The organism is Pseudomonas sp. B21-040, from assembly GCF_024748695.1.
GTDB lineage: Bacteria > Pseudomonadota > Gammaproteobacteria > Pseudomonadales > Pseudomonadaceae > Aquipseudomonas.
The window spans coordinates 767,657-783,974 of the sequence record NZ_CP087176.1 but is presented as its reverse complement, the minus strand read 5'-3'; the positions used below and the strand labels follow the sequence as shown (position 1 = coordinate 783,974).

General features: G+C 61.0%; 17 protein-coding genes. 7 read left to right on the top strand and 10 right to left on the bottom strand.

Annotated elements, in window-relative coordinates:
* Nucleotides 1-4 precede the first annotated feature (4 nt).
* Nucleotides 5-1,600 carry an FAD-binding oxidoreductase gene (locus LOY55_RS03470; protein ID WP_223522679.1) on the bottom strand — a complete coding sequence of 532 codons (1,596 nt, stop codon included), beginning with the start codon at nt 1,598-1,600 and terminating at the stop codon, nt 5-7.
* A 211-nt stretch (nt 1,601-1,811) separates the two neighbouring features.
* Between LOY55_RS03470 and LOY55_RS03465 the strand changes: the two genes are divergently transcribed.
* Nucleotides 1,812-2,828 carry an AraC family transcriptional regulator gene (locus tag LOY55_RS03465; RefSeq protein ID WP_223522678.1) on the top strand — a complete coding sequence of 339 codons (1,017 nt, stop codon included), beginning with the start codon at nt 1,812-1,814 and terminating at the stop codon, nt 2,826-2,828.
* A 483-nt stretch (nt 2,829-3,311) separates the two neighbouring features.
* The gene (locus tag LOY55_RS03460; RefSeq protein ID WP_046031861.1) at nt 3,312-3,680 is read left to right on the top strand and encodes a DUF6124 family protein; all 369 of its coding nucleotides are present in this window, start codon (nt 3,312-3,314) and stop codon (nt 3,678-3,680) included.
* Nucleotides 3,681-3,797: 117 nt separating this feature from the next.
* On the opposite strand, the gene LOY55_RS03455 is transcribed toward LOY55_RS03460, so the two are convergent.
* The 8 genes from LOY55_RS03455 to LOY55_RS03420 form a co-directional block, all read right to left on the bottom strand.
* A complete protein-coding gene (locus LOY55_RS03455; protein ID WP_077430924.1) occupies nt 3,798-4,166 on the bottom strand; it encodes a glyoxalase superfamily protein in 369 nt (122 codons plus the stop codon).
* Between the two features lie 120 nt (nt 4,167-4,286).
* The gene (locus tag LOY55_RS03450; protein WP_223522677.1) at nt 4,287-5,744 is read right to left on the bottom strand and encodes an amidohydrolase family protein; all 1,458 of its coding nucleotides are present in this window, start codon (nt 5,742-5,744) and stop codon (nt 4,287-4,289) included.
* 1 nt (nt 5,745) lies between these two features.
* Complete coding sequence (locus LOY55_RS03445; protein WP_046031858.1) at nt 5,746-6,606, bottom strand: MurR/RpiR family transcriptional regulator; 861 nt, start codon at nt 6,604-6,606, stop codon at nt 5,746-5,748.
* 15 nt (nt 6,607-6,621) lie between these two features.
* On the bottom strand, nt 6,622-7,971 hold the full coding sequence (locus tag LOY55_RS03440; RefSeq protein WP_046031857.1) for a gluconate:H+ symporter: 1,350 nt from the start codon (nt 7,969-7,971) through the stop codon (nt 6,622-6,624).
* A 313-nt stretch (nt 7,972-8,284) separates the two neighbouring features.
* On the bottom strand, nt 8,285-9,730 hold the full coding sequence (locus tag LOY55_RS03435) for a SulP family inorganic anion transporter (protein WP_223522676.1): 1,446 nt from the start codon (nt 9,728-9,730) through the stop codon (nt 8,285-8,287).
* 212 nt (nt 9,731-9,942) lie between these two features.
* On the bottom strand, nt 9,943-10,836 hold the full coding sequence (locus LOY55_RS03430; RefSeq protein WP_223522675.1) for an NAD-dependent epimerase/dehydratase family protein: 894 nt from the start codon (nt 10,834-10,836) through the stop codon (nt 9,943-9,945).
* Between the two features lie 103 nt (nt 10,837-10,939).
* Complete coding sequence (locus tag LOY55_RS03425; RefSeq protein ID WP_046031854.1) at nt 10,940-11,851, bottom strand: LysR family transcriptional regulator; 912 nt, start codon at nt 11,849-11,851, stop codon at nt 10,940-10,942.
* Between the two features lie 57 nt (nt 11,852-11,908).
* Entirely contained in the window at nt 11,909-12,499 is a 591-nt protein-coding gene (locus LOY55_RS03420) for an NAD(P)H-dependent oxidoreductase (RefSeq protein WP_046031853.1), read from the bottom strand.
* 162 nt (nt 12,500-12,661) lie between these two features.
* On the opposite strand from LOY55_RS03420, the gene LOY55_RS03415 reads away from it, so the two are divergent.
* On the top strand, nt 12,662-12,976 hold the full coding sequence (locus LOY55_RS03415; protein ID WP_223522674.1) for a putative quinol monooxygenase: 315 nt from the start codon (nt 12,662-12,664) through the stop codon (nt 12,974-12,976).
* Here LOY55_RS03415 and LOY55_RS03410 read toward each other — a convergent pair.
* Nucleotides 12,966-13,730, bottom strand: coding sequence for a sulfite exporter TauE/SafE family protein (locus tag LOY55_RS03410; RefSeq protein WP_223522673.1), 765 nt, complete (start codon nt 13,728-13,730; stop codon nt 12,966-12,968). The two genes, LOY55_RS03415 and LOY55_RS03410, sit on opposite strands and share 11 nt — an antisense overlap.
* Nucleotides 13,731-13,931: 201 nt before the next feature.
* Here LOY55_RS03410 and LOY55_RS03405 point away from each other — a divergent pair, with 201 nt between their 5' ends.
* The 4 genes from LOY55_RS03405 (at nt 13,932) to LOY55_RS03390 (ending at nt 16,309) form a co-directional block, all read left to right on the top strand.
* A complete protein-coding gene (locus LOY55_RS03405; RefSeq protein WP_109787500.1) occupies nt 13,932-14,816 on the top strand; it encodes a LysR substrate-binding domain-containing protein in 885 nt (294 codons plus the stop codon).
* Nucleotides 14,817-14,861: 45 nt separating this feature from the next.
* Nucleotides 14,862-15,437, top strand: a complete 576-nt coding sequence (locus tag LOY55_RS03400; protein WP_109787501.1) for an NAD(P)H-dependent oxidoreductase — start codon at nt 14,862-14,864, stop codon at nt 15,435-15,437.
* 48 nt (nt 15,438-15,485) lie between these two features.
* Nucleotides 15,486-15,857: a MerR family transcriptional regulator gene (locus LOY55_RS03395; RefSeq protein ID WP_223522672.1), complete on the top strand. Its 372-nt coding sequence runs from the start codon at nt 15,486-15,488 to the stop codon at nt 15,855-15,857.
* A 107-nt stretch (nt 15,858-15,964) separates the two neighbouring features.
* Nucleotides 15,965-16,309: a cupin domain-containing protein gene (locus LOY55_RS03390; protein ID WP_007946320.1), complete on the top strand. Its 345-nt coding sequence runs from the start codon at nt 15,965-15,967 to the stop codon at nt 16,307-16,309.
* Nucleotides 16,310-16,318: the final 9 nt, after the last annotated feature.

Below are 16,318 nucleotides of genomic sequence, written 5' to 3'. Positions count from 1 at the left end.
GCCGTCACTCCTGCAACAGCGTGCCAGGGTTGAGGCGCCCGGCCGGATCAAAATGCCGGCTCAGTGCCTGCAAGGTGTCCATCGCCAGCGCGCCCTTCTCGCGCAGCAAGTACGGCGCGTGGTCCTTGCCCACGCCATGCTGGTGACTGATGGTGCCGTGGTTGTCGACGATGGTCTGGCTGGCCGCGTGCTTGAGCGCCTGCCAGCGCGCCAGGGTGGCGGGATAGTCCGCCGCCGGCCGAAACACATAGGTGGTGTAGATGCTCGACCCTTCGCCGTAGACATGCGACAGGTGGGTGAACACATGCACCCGCTCGCCCTCAGCCGCCAAGGCGTCGCGCAGGCTGTTTTCGATCAGGGTGAGCAGGTTGTCGACATTGCTCCAGTCGGTAGCGGTTTCCAGGGTGTCGACCACGTAACCGGCGTTCCACAAGTTCTCGCGCAGGTAGGGAAAACGGAAGCGGTTCTGCGCCCACTTCTTGCCGAGCAAGGTGCCGGTAAACACCCCGCCGAACGCCTTGAGGTGCTGGCGGGCCTGGCTCAGGGACAGCGCATTTTGCTTGCGATTACCGGTCACGCCGAAGGTCAACAGGCATTTGCCCGCACCGGCGCCGCGCAGGTTCAGGTACTTTTCCAGCCAGGCGATCTGCTGCGGGTGACCGGCCAACGCCAACTGGGTTTCGGTTTCCACCGCGTTGGACAGGCGCAGCATCGACAGCGGCACGCGCGCCTGGGCCAACTGGCGGATGGCTTGCAGCGCCTGGGTCCAATCGGGCAGAAAGACCCCGTAGAAACGTTCATCAGCGGGCAATGCACTGACCCGCACCTTGACCTCGGAAATAATCCCGAAACGGCCTTCACAACCCAGCACCACCTCGCGCAGATCGGGGCCGGCAGCCGAGGCCGGGAAGGTCGGGATCTCCAGAGGTCCGGCGAAGGTTTCCAGAGTGCCGCCAGCGAACAGTTGCTCGATTCGCCCGTAGCGCAACGATTGCTGGCCACTGGAGCGACTGGCGACCCAACCACCGAGGGTCGAGAGCTCCCACGACTGCGGAAAATGCCCCAGCGTGTAACCCCGGGCGCGCAACTGACTTTCCACCTGTGGCCCGCTGGCGCCGGGGCCGAAGGTGGCCAGCAGGCTCTGTTCGTCGAGGTCCAGCAGGCGATTCATGCGGGCCAGGGACACCGTCACCACTGGCCGCGCGGAACTTGGCGGGTTGATGTGCCCGGCCACCGAGGTGCCGCCGCCATAAGGAATCAGGCACAGATCCTGTTCATGGGCGAGCAGCAGTAACTGGCGAATCTGTTCAGCCGTCTCGGGAAAGGCCACGGCGTCGGGATAAATCCCCAGAGCCCCTTCGCGCAACGCCAGCCAGTCCGGCAGGCTCTGCCCCCGTGCATGCAGCAAACGATCATGGGCATCCACGCTCAAAAGCGGGTGTTCCTGCAACCGCGAGGCCGGCACACGGGCCAATGCCGTCTCAAGCGTGGCATCGGGCAGCGCTCGACCGTCACCCAACCGTTGCGCGAGAAAACTCGCGCCCTGGGCCGGCAGTTCGACCACCGTGGTTGCATCTCCCCAGCCGTTCCAGCGTCGCATGCGTGTGTCCTTTTGCGGTTCTGATCAGTGAAATTTCAGGCCCCCATACTAATCAGCGGCCCGAAAGTGTCACGGTCGCATCCGGCCAGTTCGAGTAGCCAATTGAGTCAAACGTCGCGCAGGTGTCAGCCATTTACTTTAGCCGTGGTTTCAAATTACCTTTCACGGGCATTCATCCGCGCATGCGGGCCTTGATCAAAGGAAGACGATCATGCAATCCCTGGGCTTCACTTCAGTTCCGCCGCTGCTCAAATACCTGCGTCATGCCGAACAACTGGGCGTGGCCATCGAGCCTGCGTTGGCGGCGGCCGGGTTGCAGGCGCAGCAGTTGAGCGATAACAGCCTGCGGCTGCCGGGTGAAGCCCATGAACGGTTACTCGATTATTTCTGCGAACACTCGGGCGATCCGTTGTTCGGTCTCAATGCCGCGCGTTTTGTATTGCCCAACTCCTGGAGTGTGCTGGGTTACATCACCATGAACTGCGCGACCCTGGGCGATGCCATGAGCCGCATCATGCCCTTCGAGAAGCTGGTGGGCGACATGGGCGTCAGCCGCGCCGAGGTGCAAGGCAGCGAGGTGCACCTGATCTGGGCCTGCCGCCATCAACGCCCGCGCATTCGCCGGCACCTGGTGGAAAACGTGCTCGGTTCCTGGCTGCAATACGCACGCTGGATCGCCGATACACAGATGTCGCCGGCCGCCGTCTGGCTGGAACATACACAGCCGGCCGACACGACGCTGGCGCAATACGAGCAGTTTTTCGACTGCCCGGTCCTGTTTGACCAACCTTACTCGGCGCTAATTGTGCCGTTGCCATACTTGCAGTTGCCCTTGCGCCAGGCCGATGCGCAATTGCTGCGCACCCTGGAAGAGCACGCCATGGGATTGATGGCCACGCTGGAGGACGCGTCGCTGGAACAGCGGGTCAAAAGCATCCTGCGCCAGTTGCTCAAGGAGGGCCTGCCACGCAAGGAACAGGTGGCCGAACATCTCGCCGTATCCGTGCGCACGCTGCAACGCCAGTTGCATCAGGCTGGCACGTCGTACCAGCAAATCCTCGATGACCTGCGCCAGGAATTGGCCGAGCATTACCTGCTCAACAGCACCTTGCCGATCCAGGACATCGCCCAGTACCTGGGCTTCACCGAACCGCGCTCGTTTCACCGCACGTTCAAAAGCCGGCGCGGGATGCCGCCCGGTGAGTTTCGCCAGACTCATCGGGGGTGACTGCGCTGGCCTCTTCGCGAGCAAGCTCGCTCCACAGTGGATCTTCATTGACCACCAATTTTGTGAACCACACAAAATCCCTGTGGGAGCGAGCTTGCTCGCGAAGGCGTCAGTCGCAACAACGCAATAAACACCTTTCAGCGCGGGTGTTTAAAGACACTCAGCGTTACGTGACAACGCCCACAGATCCTTGCGCCGCTGCCTACGACTACGCCAGAATCCGCCGGCTTGTGCGCTTGCGGGCTGCTCGGTAACTTGGATCGGGTCACTGATTCCCAGTGATCGGGTTTAGCAGCCCGGCTATGTTCGCTCCTGGTTGCACAAGTATCATCCAGTCAGGCATTTGCCTACGCTTGATGGTGGCTGTGCGCATGGCACCTTCGGGTGCGCCGGGATGGGATGCGACCGGTCTGCTAACTTGCGCATAGCCGCCACCCATTCGCTTAGCAGCGAAAGGGATGCCGCCTTACAAGGTACGCTCCCATGTTCAAAGTTACGCCAAACCCACCGGACACCGATCCGGCATCCCCCTACGAAACCCCTGAGTCAAAGAAATTCCACGAAGCCGCCGAGCGCGCGCTCAACCACTATCTTGGTCCTCCTCCGGCCGCCCAGATCATGGCGACGCCCTACCAACCGAACCGCCTCTACATGGCCAACCCGGCGTCCGGCACGGAACCCTTGCTGGCCGACGCCAGCGAAACCCTGGGCTCAGCCACCGTCATGCTCAACGACTTCGCCGCCCTGCTCCAGGGCTCGCACCGCAAAACCGTGCAAGGTATCGCCCAAGTGGTCATGGTGGCGGAAATGGCGGTCAATCAAGTGCTGGATAAATTAGTGCCCACGGAGTGATCAGTGCGGTGGCGAGGACGCTTGCCACATAGGCCTCTGATCCCTGAACGAAAAAGCCCGCAGCCAAACCGCAATGGTTTGGCAGCGGGCTTCTTTGTGCGGCGGGGGCTTTTCAGCTCAAAGGCTGATCGCGTTGGTGAACACCAACCGATTGCCGAACGGATCAGCGATGGTCATGTCCTGGCTGCCCCACGGCATGGCCTGAATCTGTGGATGCGAAAACGCGTATTCCTTGGCAATCAACTGCTGCTGGAAGGCCTCCAGTTCACCGGTCTCGATGCGCAGGGCCGAACCCGGCGTGGCGTCGCCATGGTGTTCGGACAGGTGCAGCACGCATTCGCCACGAGACACCTGCAAGTACAACGGGAAGTTCGCTTCGAAACGGTGCTGCCAGTCGACTTTGAAACCCAGGAAGTCGACGTAAAACTCCAACGCCTTCGCTTCATCGAAAATCCGCAGGATCGGGGTGGTTTTACCGAAGCTCATGCAGTTACTCCCTGACTGAAATGACGCCCAGTGTAGCTGGGCCGATTGTCAGCGCTTCGGCTTGGTAGCGGCTTTCTTTAGTTGCAATGTGCCACCAGTGTGACAGACCACTAAAAATGCTCACACAAACCCATCACGCAAATCGCCTTGCCGCGCCAGGAACCGCCCTTCCCTTTTGCCGTTCGCCTGCCCTTCGCTGTAACTCAATACACCGTTGACCCACACGCCATCGATGCCTTCCGCCGCCCGTTGCGGGTCATTGAAATCCGCCACGTCGCGAATGGTCACAGGGTTGAACAACACCAGATCCGCCCAGTTGCCTTCACGAATCTCGCCACGCTCTTTCAAGCCAAACCGCGCCGCCGACAGCCCGGTCATTTTGTGTACCGCCGTGTGCAACGGAAACAACCCGACATCGCGACTGAAATGCCCGAGTACCCGTGGAAATGCACCCCACAATCGCGGATGCGGGAACGGGTCTTCGGGCAGCCCGTCGGAGCCGACCATCGACAGCGGGTGCGCGAGGATTCTGCGGACATCCGCTTCGTCCATTCCGTAGTACACCGCACCCGCCGGTTGCAGTTGGCGGGCGGCGTCGAGTAACGACAGGTTCCACTCGGCGGCGATGTCCATCAGGTCGCGGCCGCCCATTTCCGGGTGCGGTGTCGACCAGGTGATGGTGATGCGGTGCGCATCGGTGACTTGCTTCAAATCCAGCGTCGAAGAACTGGCCGCGTAGGGATAGCAGTCGCAGCCCACCGGGTGGGTTTTCGCCGCGTGTTCAAGGGACGCCAGCAATTGCGGGCTGCGCCCCCAGTTACCGGCGCCCGCGCATTTGAGGTGGGAAATGATCACCGGGGATTTCGAATGACGACCAATCTGGAAAGCCTCGTCCATGGCCTCCAGCACCGGTTCGAATTCGCTGCGCAAATGGGTGGTGTACACCGCACCGAACGCCGTCAGCTCTTCGGTCAGTTGCTTCACTTCATCGGTGGACGCCGAGAACGCGCTGGCGTACGCCAGGCCTGTGGATAACCCCAACGCGCCGGCCTCAAGGCTCTCGCGCAGTTGCTCGCGCATTGCGCTGATTTCATCCGCCGTGGCGGTGCGGAACAAGTCGTCGAGGTGGTTACTGCGCAACGCGGTGTGCCCGACCAGTGCTGCAACGTTCAGCGTGGTGTTTGCCGCTTCGACTGCTGCGCGGTAATCGCTGAACGTCGGATAAACAAAGGCTGCGGCGGTGCCGAGCAGGTTCATCGGGTCCGGCGGATTGCCCTTCAAACTTACTGGCGAAGCGCTGATCCCGCAGTTGCCGACGATCACCGTGGTCACGCCCTGGCTGAGCTTGGGCAGCATCTGCGGTTGGCGGATGACCACGGTGTCGTCATGGGTGTGCACATCGATAAAACCCGGCGCCAGCACGCGGCCGGCGGCGTCGATTTCTTCGGTGGCCGTGGCATCGTGCAAATCGCCGATGCGCTCGATGCGCCCGTCCAGGATCGCCACATCGGCGGTGTAACCGGGGGCGTTGCTGCCATCGATGACCAGGGCGTTGCGAATCAGCGTGTCGTACATCATGTCAGTCTCCCAGCGGCAAGTGATCGTCGCCGCCGCGGTAATCGTCCAGGGCGAGTTTGATTCGCCGCAGACGCTCTTGATTGTCTTCAGGGTTAGCCAGCGCCAGCTCGGTGGCCAGCACGTCGATCGCCAGCAGCATGCCGTAGCGTGCCGCGGTCGGTTTGTAGATAAAGGACGTCTCGGCGCTTTGCAGCGGCAGCAGCACATCGGCCAGTTGCGCCAGCGCCGAGTCGGCCCGGGTGATCGCCAGAATTCGCGCGCCGTAGCTGCGCGCCAGTTCAACGGCTTGAAGCAGCTCGGGGGTAATGCCGGTCAGCGAGCAAACGATCACCGCGTGCTCGGCGCCGAGGCTGGCGGCGGTGACGCGCATCATCACCGGGTCGTGGCACACGGCAATCGGATAACCGAGCCGCACCAGCCGCACTTGCAGCTCATCACTGCACAAGGTCGAGCAGCCGCCCATGCCGAATGCATGAATCATGCGCGCCTTGCCCAGCAGCTTCACCGCATCGGTGAAGCGAGTCTCGTCGAACGCCGACAGATGCTGGTGCAAGGTCGACTCGATATCACCGACGATCTGCCGGTAAAACGCCGACTGGTCCGGCGTGCCGGCCGGGTCGAGAAAACGGCTGCCGACGCCACTGGCCTGGGCCAGTTGCAGGCGCAAATCGCGCAAATCCCGGCACCCTACCGTACGGGCGAAACGCGACAGGGTGGCCGTGCTGACTTCCGCTCTCAGCGCCAGCTCATCAAGGCTGGCGGACGAGGCAAAGCCTACGTCGTCGAGCATCAGACGAGCGATGCGTCCTTCACCGGCACTGAAGGAATCCTGGCGGGCGCGGATCTGGTAGAGGATGTCCATGGCAGGCGGCTCCGGTTAAATCAGGTAGGAAAGGCCCACGGTCAGACCGAACGCGACCACCGAAATAATAGTCTCCAGCACGGTCCAGGTCTTGAAGGTCTGGGCGACGCTCATGTTGAAGTATTCCTTGATCAACCAGAAGCCACCGTCGTTGACGTGGGAAAAAATCACCGACCCGGCACCGGTCGCCAGCACCAGCAATTCTGGATGCGGATAGCCGAGCCCAATGGCCACCGGCGCGACAATCCCCGAAGCGGTGGTCATCGCCACCGTCGCAGAACCGGTGGCGATGCGCATCAACGCGGCGAACAACCAGCCCATGATCAGCGGCGACAGGTGAAATTCGTGGGCCAGGCTGACGATCTGGTCGGTGACGCCGGCGTCCACCAGAATCCGGTTGAGGCCGCCACCGGCGCCCACCAGCAAGGTGATGCTGGCGGTCGGGGCCAGGCATTCGTTGGTGAATTTAAGGATCGATTCGCGGCTAAATCCCTGGGCGATGCCGAGGGTCCAGAAGCTCAGCAGCGTGGCCAGCAGCAAGGCGATCACCGAGTTGCCGATGAACAACAAAAACTGGTTGAGGCCGCTGCCTGGCGTGGAGATCAGGTTGGCCCAGCCACCAATCAGCATCAGCACCACCGGCAACAGAATGGTCGCCATGGTGATGCCGAAGCCCGGCAGGCTGTCGCGCGGTTCGCGCTCGAGGAACTGGCGTTCCAGCGGGTTTTCCGCCGGCAACTGAATGCGCGGCACGATGAACTTGGCGTACAGCGGACCGGCGATGATCGCCGTCGGAATGCCGATCAGAATCGCGTACATCAACGTCTGCCCGACCGACGCCCCATACACCTGCACCGCGAGCATCGCCGCCGGGTGCGGTGGCACCAGCGCATGCACCACCGAGAGCCCGGCGACCATCGGCAAACCGACCATCAGAATCGACACGCCCACACGCCGCGCCACGGTAAAAGCGATCGGCACCAGCAACACAAAACCGACCTCGAAGAACAGCGGCAGCCCGACCAGGAATGCAATGCAGACCATCGCCCAGTGCGCGTTCTTCTCGCCGAAGCGGTCGATCAAGGTCCGCGCCACCTGCTCGGCGCCGCCGGACTCGGCCATCATCTTGCCGAGCATCGTCCCCAGCGCCACCACCAGCGCAATGTGCCCCAGGGTTTTGCCGACCCCGGCCTCGTACGCACCGACCACGCCGGACGCCGGCATCCCGGCCAGCAAGGCCAGGCCGATGGACACCAGGGTGATGACGATAAAGGGATTGAGCCGGTAACGGGCGATCAGAACGATCAGTGCAATGATGGCGATGGCGGCATACACCAGCAGCCAATAGCCGAAGGACAGGGTCATGCGGTACTCCTCGAAAGGGTCACGTCGAATGGATTGTGAAACTCTTAAAACATTTCGAGAGGTGATTTTCAAACGAGGTGAAAGTAATTTTCGCGAAGGGGTAAGGGTTGTCGTTGAGAGATATGCGCGGTCGAGGATTATGAAAATCGGGCAGGCGGATTTTCATCCCTTCACGCTGATCGACGCTGATCGCTCCCACGCTCCGCGTGGGAATGCAGCCAGGGACGCTCTGCGTCCCAAAGTGGACGCGGAGCGTCCGGTGAGGCATTCCCACGCAGAGCGTGGGAACGATCTCGACTGCCGTGGCTGGACGTCAGTCGTGACTCACGCGGGCGCGTTTCAGCAGTTTTTTGCAACGCGCCGACACGTGCAGCACGCGCAGGTGCTTGCCGGCCTTGGTGTAGCGTTCGCGCAGCGTATCCAGCGCAGAGATGGCCGAGTAATCAACGAAGCTCAAATGACGGCAATCGAGCGTGACCTGGGCAGGATCATTGGCCGGGTCAAATTGATTGAGGAAAGGCGTGGTCGAGGCAAAGAACAGCGTGCCATGCACCCGGTAGAGTTTGCTGCCGTCGTTCTCCAGATGACTGTCGGCATACAGCTGCCGGGCCTGCTGCCAGGCAAAGTTGAGCGCCGCGATGATGATCCCGCACATCACGGCGGTGGCCAGATCGGTGAACACGGTGATGACCGTCACCGCGATGATCACCAGCACGTCGTTCAACGGCACTTTGTTCACCACCCGCAGCGAGGCCCAGGCGAACGTCTGCTGGGACACCACAAACATCACCCCGACCAGCGCTGCCAGCGGGATGCGCTCGATCAGCGGTGAAAGAAACAGGATGAACAGCAGAATCAGAACCCCGGCCACCACGCCCGACAGCCGGCCGCGCCCACCGGAGCTGAGGTTGATCACGGTCTGGCCGATCATCGCGCAGCCACCCATGCCACCGAACACGCCCGAGACCATGTTGGCCGCGCCCAGCGCCACGCACTCGCGATCCGGGAAGCCACGGCTCTCGGTGATTTCGTCGGTCAGGTTCAGGGTCAGCAGGGTTTCCAGCAGGCCGACCAGCGCCATCAATATCGCGTAGGGGGCGATGATGCGCAGGGTTTCCAGGCTCCAGGGAATGTCTGGCAGCGCAAAGGTCGGCAGGCCACCGGCGATGTGCGCCATGTCACCCAGCGTGCGGGTCGGCAAGCCCAGCAGATACACCGCCAGGCCCACGCTCAGAATCGCCACCAGTGCCGGCGGCACCGCACGCGTGAGGCGCGGCAGCAGATAAACAATGGCCATCGTCACGGCCACCAGCCCCGTCATCAAGGACAGCGGCGTGCCGCTGAGCCAGGTCTCTCCGCTTTTGAAATGCTCCAGCTGCGCCAGGGCAATGATGATCGCCAGGCCGTTGACGAAACCGAGCATCACCGGGTGCGGGACCATGCGCACCAGTTTGCCCAACTTCAGCAGCCCGAACGCCAACATGATCAACCCACCCAGCAGCACCGTGGCCAGCAAATACTGCACGCCGTGTTGCACCACCAGTGCCACGATCACCACGGCCATCGATCCGGCAGCCCCCGAGACCATCCCCGGCCGCCCGCCGAACAGCGCGGTCAGGGTGCAAATGATGAACGCCCCGTAAAGCCCCATCAGCGGGTTGAGATGCGCGACCAGCGCGAAGGCGATGCACTCGGGGAGCAAGGCAAAAGACGTGGTGAGCCCGGCCAGGACATCGGCGCGTAGACGTTTGGGTTTCATCGGAGGGGACCGCACTTGGGAATGACAAAAATTAGTGTGCGGATGTTACGGAATCGAGGCCGGCCCGGCCAGTTGTCGCATTGCTGAAAATGTCATCGCGGGCAAGCCATGCTCCTACAGGTCTGGTGTCGTTCGCCAATGACGTGAACGGCTCAGTACCCTGTAGGAGCATGGCTTGCCCGCGATGAACGATGACGCGGTTTAAGGCGAACTCACACCATCTCGTCACGAATCCAGTCAATCACCGACGTCCGCTGCGGCACCCAGCCCAGCAGTTCACGCGCCTTTTGACCACGCACCCGGCTGTTGGAACCCAAACCGTAGTTGGCCATCTCATACCCCCACTCGGCTTCGGCATCTTTGAGCGGCCAGTCTTGCGCCGCCCCCAACTTCAGCGCCCCGGCCATCGCGGTGGTCATGTCGATGAACGACGCTTCACCGCTTTCAACGAAGTAGAACGTGCCCGGTACGTTCTTGGTCAACGCCAACAGATACAGGGACACCACGTCTTCGATGTGCACGTTGGACCAGATGTTCTGCCCCGGGCCGACATGCCGGACCACGCCACTTTTGCGCGCCTGTTTGAGCAAGCGCGGCAGTTGCACGCTGTCGCGACTGACACCCAGGCTGTGGCCGTAGATCAGGGTGTTGCAGATCACGGCCGAGTTCACGCCGTCGTTCGCCGCGGCGAGGATCAGGTTGTCGATGGCCACGCGGGCAGCCTTGTCGGCAGTCGGTTCCGGCAAGTTGTCTTCGAAGTAGATGACGTCACTTGATTTGCCGCCCGACGCATCGCCGACGATGCTCGAACCGCTGGTGTGCAGGAACACTTTGTTGGAGCCACGCAGGGCGTTGAGCAACGCCTCGACGGCGCCACGATGGTCGCTGCTGGCGGCGTTGATAACGGCGTCGGCAGTGCGAGCCTGTTCGGCGAGCAGGGCGTTGTCGTCGAGCGTGCCGATCACTGGGGTGATGCCCAAGGCGCTCAGTTCATTGGCTTGTTCAGCGCTGCGCACCAGGCCGGTGACGGTGTGGCCGGCACGGATCAGACCGGTGGCGATGGAACCGCCGATAAAACCGGCAGCACCGGTAACGAATACGTTCATGGAGAAACTCCCTGCGTGGATAAGTGATGCAACGAGTATCCAGCAGGGATCACTGACGAATAATCCCCTCTGACCCAATTCACTCTTGCGTAGGAATCACGAATCAGCCCTTGAAATCCGAGTTCGCGTACTCCGCCAATTTGCTTTGGATAAAGTCCAGGAAACACTGAATCCGCAAGGCCAGTTGCGAGTTGCGGTAGTACACCGCGTTGATCGGCTGGCGATAGCCGCTGTTGAATTCGGCCAGCAGCACTTTCAAACGCCCGGCACGAATGTCTTCGATGGTCATGTAGTGCGACAGGCTGGCGATGCCCTGGCCTTCCAGCGCCAGGTGGCGAATGGTCTCGCCGCTGGAAGCGCTGATCGACGCCTGTATCGGCCAGCGATCGCCATGCACATAACGCAGCGGCCACTGATTGAGGCCTTCATTCTGGGTAAACCCCAGTAGCGTGTGCTCACTCAAATCCGCAACTGCCTGCGGCGTACCGTGCTGCTCCAGGTACGCCGGGCTGGCGACGATATGCAACGGGCTGCACCCCAGGGAACGGGCATGCAACGTGGAGTCGGTCAGGGTGCCGATGCGGATGGCGATGTCGGTGCTTTGTTCCAGCAGATCGATGATCAGGTCATTGCTGTTGAGTTCCAGCTGAATGTCCGGGTAGAGCCGGCGGAATTCGTCGATGTACGGCACGATGGCGTGCAGCATGAACGGTGAGGCGGCATTGATCCGCAGCCGCCCGGACGGGGTTTGCTGGCGTGAGTTGAGGCGTTCTTCAAGCTCGTCCATCTGATCGAGAATCCGCTTGGCGTGCTCGAAGAAGTACTTGCCCTCCTCGGTCAGGTCCATGCGCCGCGTGGTGCGATTGATCAACGTGGTATCGAGCTTGGCCTCCAGCCGTGACAACGTGCGACTGACCGCCGAGGGCGTTTGCCCGACCTGTTCAGCCGCAGCGGAGATAGACCCGCACTCAATCACGCAGACAAAAATCTGCAACTCATCGGATCTGGCTTTCACGGATGCCCCTCATTCAAAACTGGCTTGATAGTAGCTGGATGCGGGGCAAAAGGAACCTTACGCCGGCAGGCCGAACACCTCGGTCAAATGCTGCTCATAGCGCGCCACATCGGCTTCGATGTTCGGGCGTTTCATCACGTCGACGCTCAGGAAAGTCGGCAGGCCAGTCATGCCGAGAAACTCGTTGGCCTTGTGGAACGGGAAGTACACCGCGTCCACCCCTTTGCCTTCGAAGAAATCGCTCGGGTCATCGAACGCTTGTTGAGGTGCGTTCCAAGTCAGCGACAGCATGTATTGCTTGCCTTGAATCAGGCCGCCGCTGCCGTACTTTTGCGACGCGTCGGAACGGGTGCGGCCGTCGCTGGCGTAGAGGCTGCCATGGCCTTCGGTGAAGACTTCGTCGAGGTACTTTTTCACGGTCCACGGCGCGCCCATCCACCAGCCGGGCATTTGATAAATGATCACGTCGGCCCAGAGGAATTTGGCGACTTCATCGGCGATGTCGTAACCCTCGTCGATGAAGGTGGTTTTGATATCCATGCCGCCGCGATCCAGCACGCTCAGTGCAGCTTCATGCAGGGTGGTGTTGTAGCGGCCATCGGAGTGGGCGAATTTTTTACCGCCATTGAGCAACAGGACTTTTTTCATGAGAAATCTCGAAAGGTTCAGAAATTTGATGGCGGCAGGTTAACGGCTGACCCCGCGCGGAATAAGCGCTGAATTCGCAAAATTCATTTGACTCATACGCACGAATCAACAGGCGATTGTTGCCATAAACTTGCGACGGTTCTTAACTTGAGGAGATTTCTGATGAGTGAAATGCAAGGCTTCATCCTGCACGCCAAGACCCACCCGGAAAAATCCGACGCCTTCGAAGCGTTTTTCCGTGGCTATGTGGAAGCGAGCCGCGCCGAGCCCGGTTGCATCGAGTACCACATGCTGCGCGACAAACAGGACCCGACGCTGTTTATCTTCTACGAGATCTGGCAGTCCCAGGCCCACCTTGATGTGCACTCGAATCTGCCGCACATGAAGCAGTTCCTCGACCAGCGCGATGAGTACCTGGAACGGGATTTCGATATCCGCGCCATCGACATGCTCAGCCCGTCGTCGGCTAACCACTGATCAACAAATGGCCGCCGAGCACACCGAGGCCGATGAAAAACACACGCTTGAATAACAAAGCGCTGATCCGCTGACGCAGCCATTGGCCCAGCCACATACCGAGCACTGCCGGGATCAGCGCCAGCAACGAGGCACTCAATTCACCACCGCCCAAAGCACCGCGCCACAGCAAGCCCGCGGCCAGCGCGAGGGTCGAAACGGTGAACGACAAACCCAGTGCCTGCACCAGTTCGTCCTTGTTCAAGCCGAGGGCCTGCAGATAAGGCACGGCAGGAATCACGAAGACACCGGTGGCCGAGGTGATGAGGCCTGTCAGCACGCCGCACAGCGGACCGAGCCAGCGTTCGCTGCGACTGCCCACGTGCAAGGTTGGCAGGAACAAGCCGCTCAGCGCGTACAGCAACAACGCGGCGCCCAAGCCCCGCGCCACCCAATGCCCTCCAGCCATGCCGATCCACAGCGTGCCCACCCCCGTGCCGATGAAGATCGACAGCAACAGCGGCCATAGCCGTTTGATCAGCCCGCGCAAATGCCCACCGAACGCCAGTTGCCAGACATTGGTGAGCGTGGCGGGAATGATCAGCAGTGCGGCAGCCTGCGACGGCGCCATAGCCAGGCCGAGAAGGCCCATGGCGATGGTGGGCAAGCCGAGGCCGATGACGCCCTTGATCATGCCGGCCAGCAGGAAGGTGGCGATGACCAGTAAAGAAAGGGCAAGCCCGAGGTTTTGGTAGAACGCGGCGAGTGTATTCATGGGGCTATCCTGAGCCCGGGCGAGTCAGTTGAAAATCTGCCATATACTGAGTCAGCCTCTTGCCAAGCAAGAGGCAGTGATCGTTCCCACGCTCTGCGTGGGAATGCAGCCCGTGACGCTCCGCGTCACCTGCCGAAGCGGACGCAAAGCGTCCAGTGAGGCATTCCCACGCAGAGCGTGGGAACGATCTTGGGATAAAACATGCACTTCGACCTGACCGACCTGCGCCTCTACCTGAACATCCTCGACAGCGGCAACATCACCGCCGGCGCCGCGCGCAGTCATCTGTCGCTGGCAGCCGCGAGTGCAAGAATCCGCGCCATGGAGGCTTCGCTCGGTATCGAATTCCTGCAGCGTGGCCGGCGCGGCGTCACGCCCACGTCGGCGGGTAAAGCCTTGGTCAAACACGCCCGAGCCCTGCTGCAACAGGCCGAACTCATGCAACAGGATCTGGCCGAGTACGCCAAAGGGGTCAAAGGCCAGGTGCGGTTGCTGTGCAACACCACGGCGATCACCGAGTACCTGCCGGAGTTGCTCGCGGACTTCCTGCACGAGCATCCGAATCTCGACATCGACCTTCAAGAACTCCCCAGTGCGCGCATCACTCACGCCTTGCGTCAAGGTGCGGCTGACTTGGGTATCGTCTCCGACGCCGTGGAAACCGATGACCTGCAAACCCGTGCGTTTCGCGACGATCCGCTGGTATTGCTGCTGCCCCGCGATCATCCGTTGGCGGACCGCGAATCCCTGAGTTTCGGCGACACCCTGCACCATGATTTCGTAGGACTGAACGCCAGCAGTGCCTTGGCCGTGTACCTCGAAGCACAAGCGCTGCACGCTGGCGTACGCCTGAAAATCCGCATCCGTGCCGACGGTTTTGATGGCGTCATGCGCATGGTCGCCCGGGGCGCGGGGCTGGCGATCGTGCCCCTCGCAGCCGTCGAGCGCTGGTCCGGCGAACAGCCTTTCCAGAGCATCGCACTGCAAGAACCCTGGGCCCAACGCAAACTCCTGCTCTGTGCCCGGGACTTTGCCACGCTGCCCGGTTATGCCAGAGCCCTTCTGCATACCTTGACTCTCCCCTGAGGGGCAGACTTTACCCTTGAGGTTTCATCTTCAAGGACAGAGACGATGGGCAAACGAATTCTGGTGATTCTCGGTCATCCTTCCAGCAACAGCTTTTGCGCTGCACTCGCCGAGCGATATGCTCAATCGGCGTTGCGCGCCGGGCATGAAGTCCGCCAGTTGTTTCTCGGCACAATGGACTTTGACCCGGTGCTACGTGATGGCTATCAACAGGTTCAACCTCTGGAAGCCGACTTGCGTCAGGCGCAGGCCGACATCCTGTGGGCGCAGCATCTGACGCTGGTTTATCCAATCTGGTGGGGCGGGATTCCGGCCTTGCTCAAGGGCTTTTTTGATCGAGTGTTCCTGCCCGGTTTCGCTTTCAAGTACCGTGAAGGCAAAGCCTTTCCCGACAAATTGTTGCGGGGTCGCAGCGCGCATTTGTTGGTGACCATGGACACGCCACCCTGGTATTACCGTTGGGTGTATCGCATGCCCGGGCTGCATCAGATCCGCAAAACCACCCTCGCCTTCTGCGGTATCGAACCCAGGCGCACACTCACCTTCGGCCCGATTCTCGGCGCCAGCGCAGTCCAGCGTGAAGCCTGGCTGCTGCAAGCCCAGGCTATCGCCAGCCGCTGAGTCTGCCGATAATGCGCGGGGCTGTACCACGGCAAAAAAGGATTTTTCATGTACATCGGCCAAGCCGCGCAACGCTCCGGCACCACGATCAAGAGCATCCGCCATTACGAGTCGATCGGCTTGCTGCCTGAGGCCCGGCGCTTAGGGAAATACCGCGTCTATGACCAGCAAAGTGTCGACCTGCTGATTTTTATCAAGTGCGCCCAACAACTGGGTTTCAGGCTCAAGGAATTGCAGGCGAGCTTCGCCGGCCATCAGGGTCAGTCAATGCCGTGGGAACTGGCGCGTCAGGCCATCGATGCCAAAAAGCGCGAGATCAGTGAGCGAATAACCGTGCTGTCGCACCAGCACGCACAATTGATCGCGTTCGACGCCAGCCTCGAACAATCCAGGGCCGATTGCCCATTGGAAAGTCTTTGAGGTGTTGCGCGTTTCTGGACACCTGGATGTCGAGTTCAGACAACTGACCGGTGCATGGGGGCTATAGGGTGCGACTTCAGTTCTTGAGCCCACTGCCCGGAGTCATCATGACCGCACCGATTACCGTCCTTCGCGATACTCATCCACTGCCGGTACTAGACGCCTGCAAATGGGAAAAACTCGAAGGTGACCCGCACACCGTCAACCTCAACGCCTACACCAGCGAAGACGGCAGCAAGATCATGGGCACCTGGATCTGCACGCCGGGCAAGTGGTATGTGGAATATGTGAAGTGGGAATACTGCGATTTCCGCGAGGGCTACTGCATCATCACCCCGGAAGGCAAAGAGCCGATCCATCTGCGCGCCGGCGATATTTTCGTCATCGAGCCGGGGATGAAAGGCACGTGGGAAGTGGTTGAAACCGTGCGCAAGTATTTCGTGTTTGCCTGATGCAAAAAA

Excerpts from the sequence above, each read along its gene's own strand:
- LOY55_RS03460 (WP_046031861.1), top strand. The coding sequence starts at position 3,312 with ATGTTCAAAGTTACGCCAAACCCACCGGACACCGATCCGGCATCCCCC.
- LOY55_RS03430 (WP_223522675.1), bottom strand. The coding sequence starts at position 10,836 with ATGAACGTATTCGTTACCGGTGCTGCCGGTTTTATCGGCGGTTCCATC.
- LOY55_RS03405 (WP_109787500.1), top strand. The coding sequence starts at position 13,932 with ATGCACTTCGACCTGACCGACCTGCGCCTCTACCTGAACATCCTCGAC.
- LOY55_RS03400 (WP_109787501.1), top strand. The coding sequence starts at position 14,862 with ATGGGCAAACGAATTCTGGTGATTCTCGGTCATCCTTCCAGCAACAGC.
- LOY55_RS03455 (WP_077430924.1), bottom strand. The coding sequence starts at position 4,166 with ATGAGCTTCGGTAAAACCACCCCGATCCTGCGGATTTTCGATGAAGCG.
- LOY55_RS03420 (WP_046031853.1), bottom strand. The coding sequence starts at position 12,499 with ATGAAAAAAGTCCTGTTGCTCAATGGCGGTAAAAAATTCGCCCACTCC.
- LOY55_RS03465 (WP_223522678.1), top strand. The coding sequence starts at position 1,812 with ATGCAATCCCTGGGCTTCACTTCAGTTCCGCCGCTGCTCAAATACCTG.
- LOY55_RS03435 (WP_223522676.1), bottom strand. The coding sequence starts at position 9,730 with ATGAAACCCAAACGTCTACGCGCCGATGTCCTGGCCGGGCTCACCACG.
- LOY55_RS03415 (WP_223522674.1), top strand. The coding sequence starts at position 12,662 with ATGAGTGAAATGCAAGGCTTCATCCTGCACGCCAAGACCCACCCGGAA.
- LOY55_RS03470 (WP_223522679.1), bottom strand. The coding sequence starts at position 1,600 with ATGCGACGCTGGAACGGCTGGGGAGATGCAACCACGGTGGTCGAACTG.
- LOY55_RS03395 (WP_223522672.1), top strand. The coding sequence starts at position 15,486 with ATGTACATCGGCCAAGCCGCGCAACGCTCCGGCACCACGATCAAGAGC.
- LOY55_RS03450 (WP_223522677.1), bottom strand. The coding sequence starts at position 5,744 with ATGATGTACGACACGCTGATTCGCAACGCCCTGGTCATCGATGGCAGC.
- LOY55_RS03410 (WP_223522673.1), bottom strand. The coding sequence starts at position 13,730 with ATGAATACACTCGCCGCGTTCTACCAAAACCTCGGGCTTGCCCTTTCT.
- LOY55_RS03445 (WP_046031858.1), bottom strand. The coding sequence starts at position 6,606 with ATGGACATCCTCTACCAGATCCGCGCCCGCCAGGATTCCTTCAGTGCC.
- LOY55_RS03390 (WP_007946320.1), top strand. The coding sequence starts at position 15,965 with ATGACCGCACCGATTACCGTCCTTCGCGATACTCATCCACTGCCGGTA.
- LOY55_RS03440 (WP_046031857.1), bottom strand. The coding sequence starts at position 7,971 with ATGACCCTGTCCTTCGGCTATTGGCTGCTGGTGTATGCCGCCATCGCC.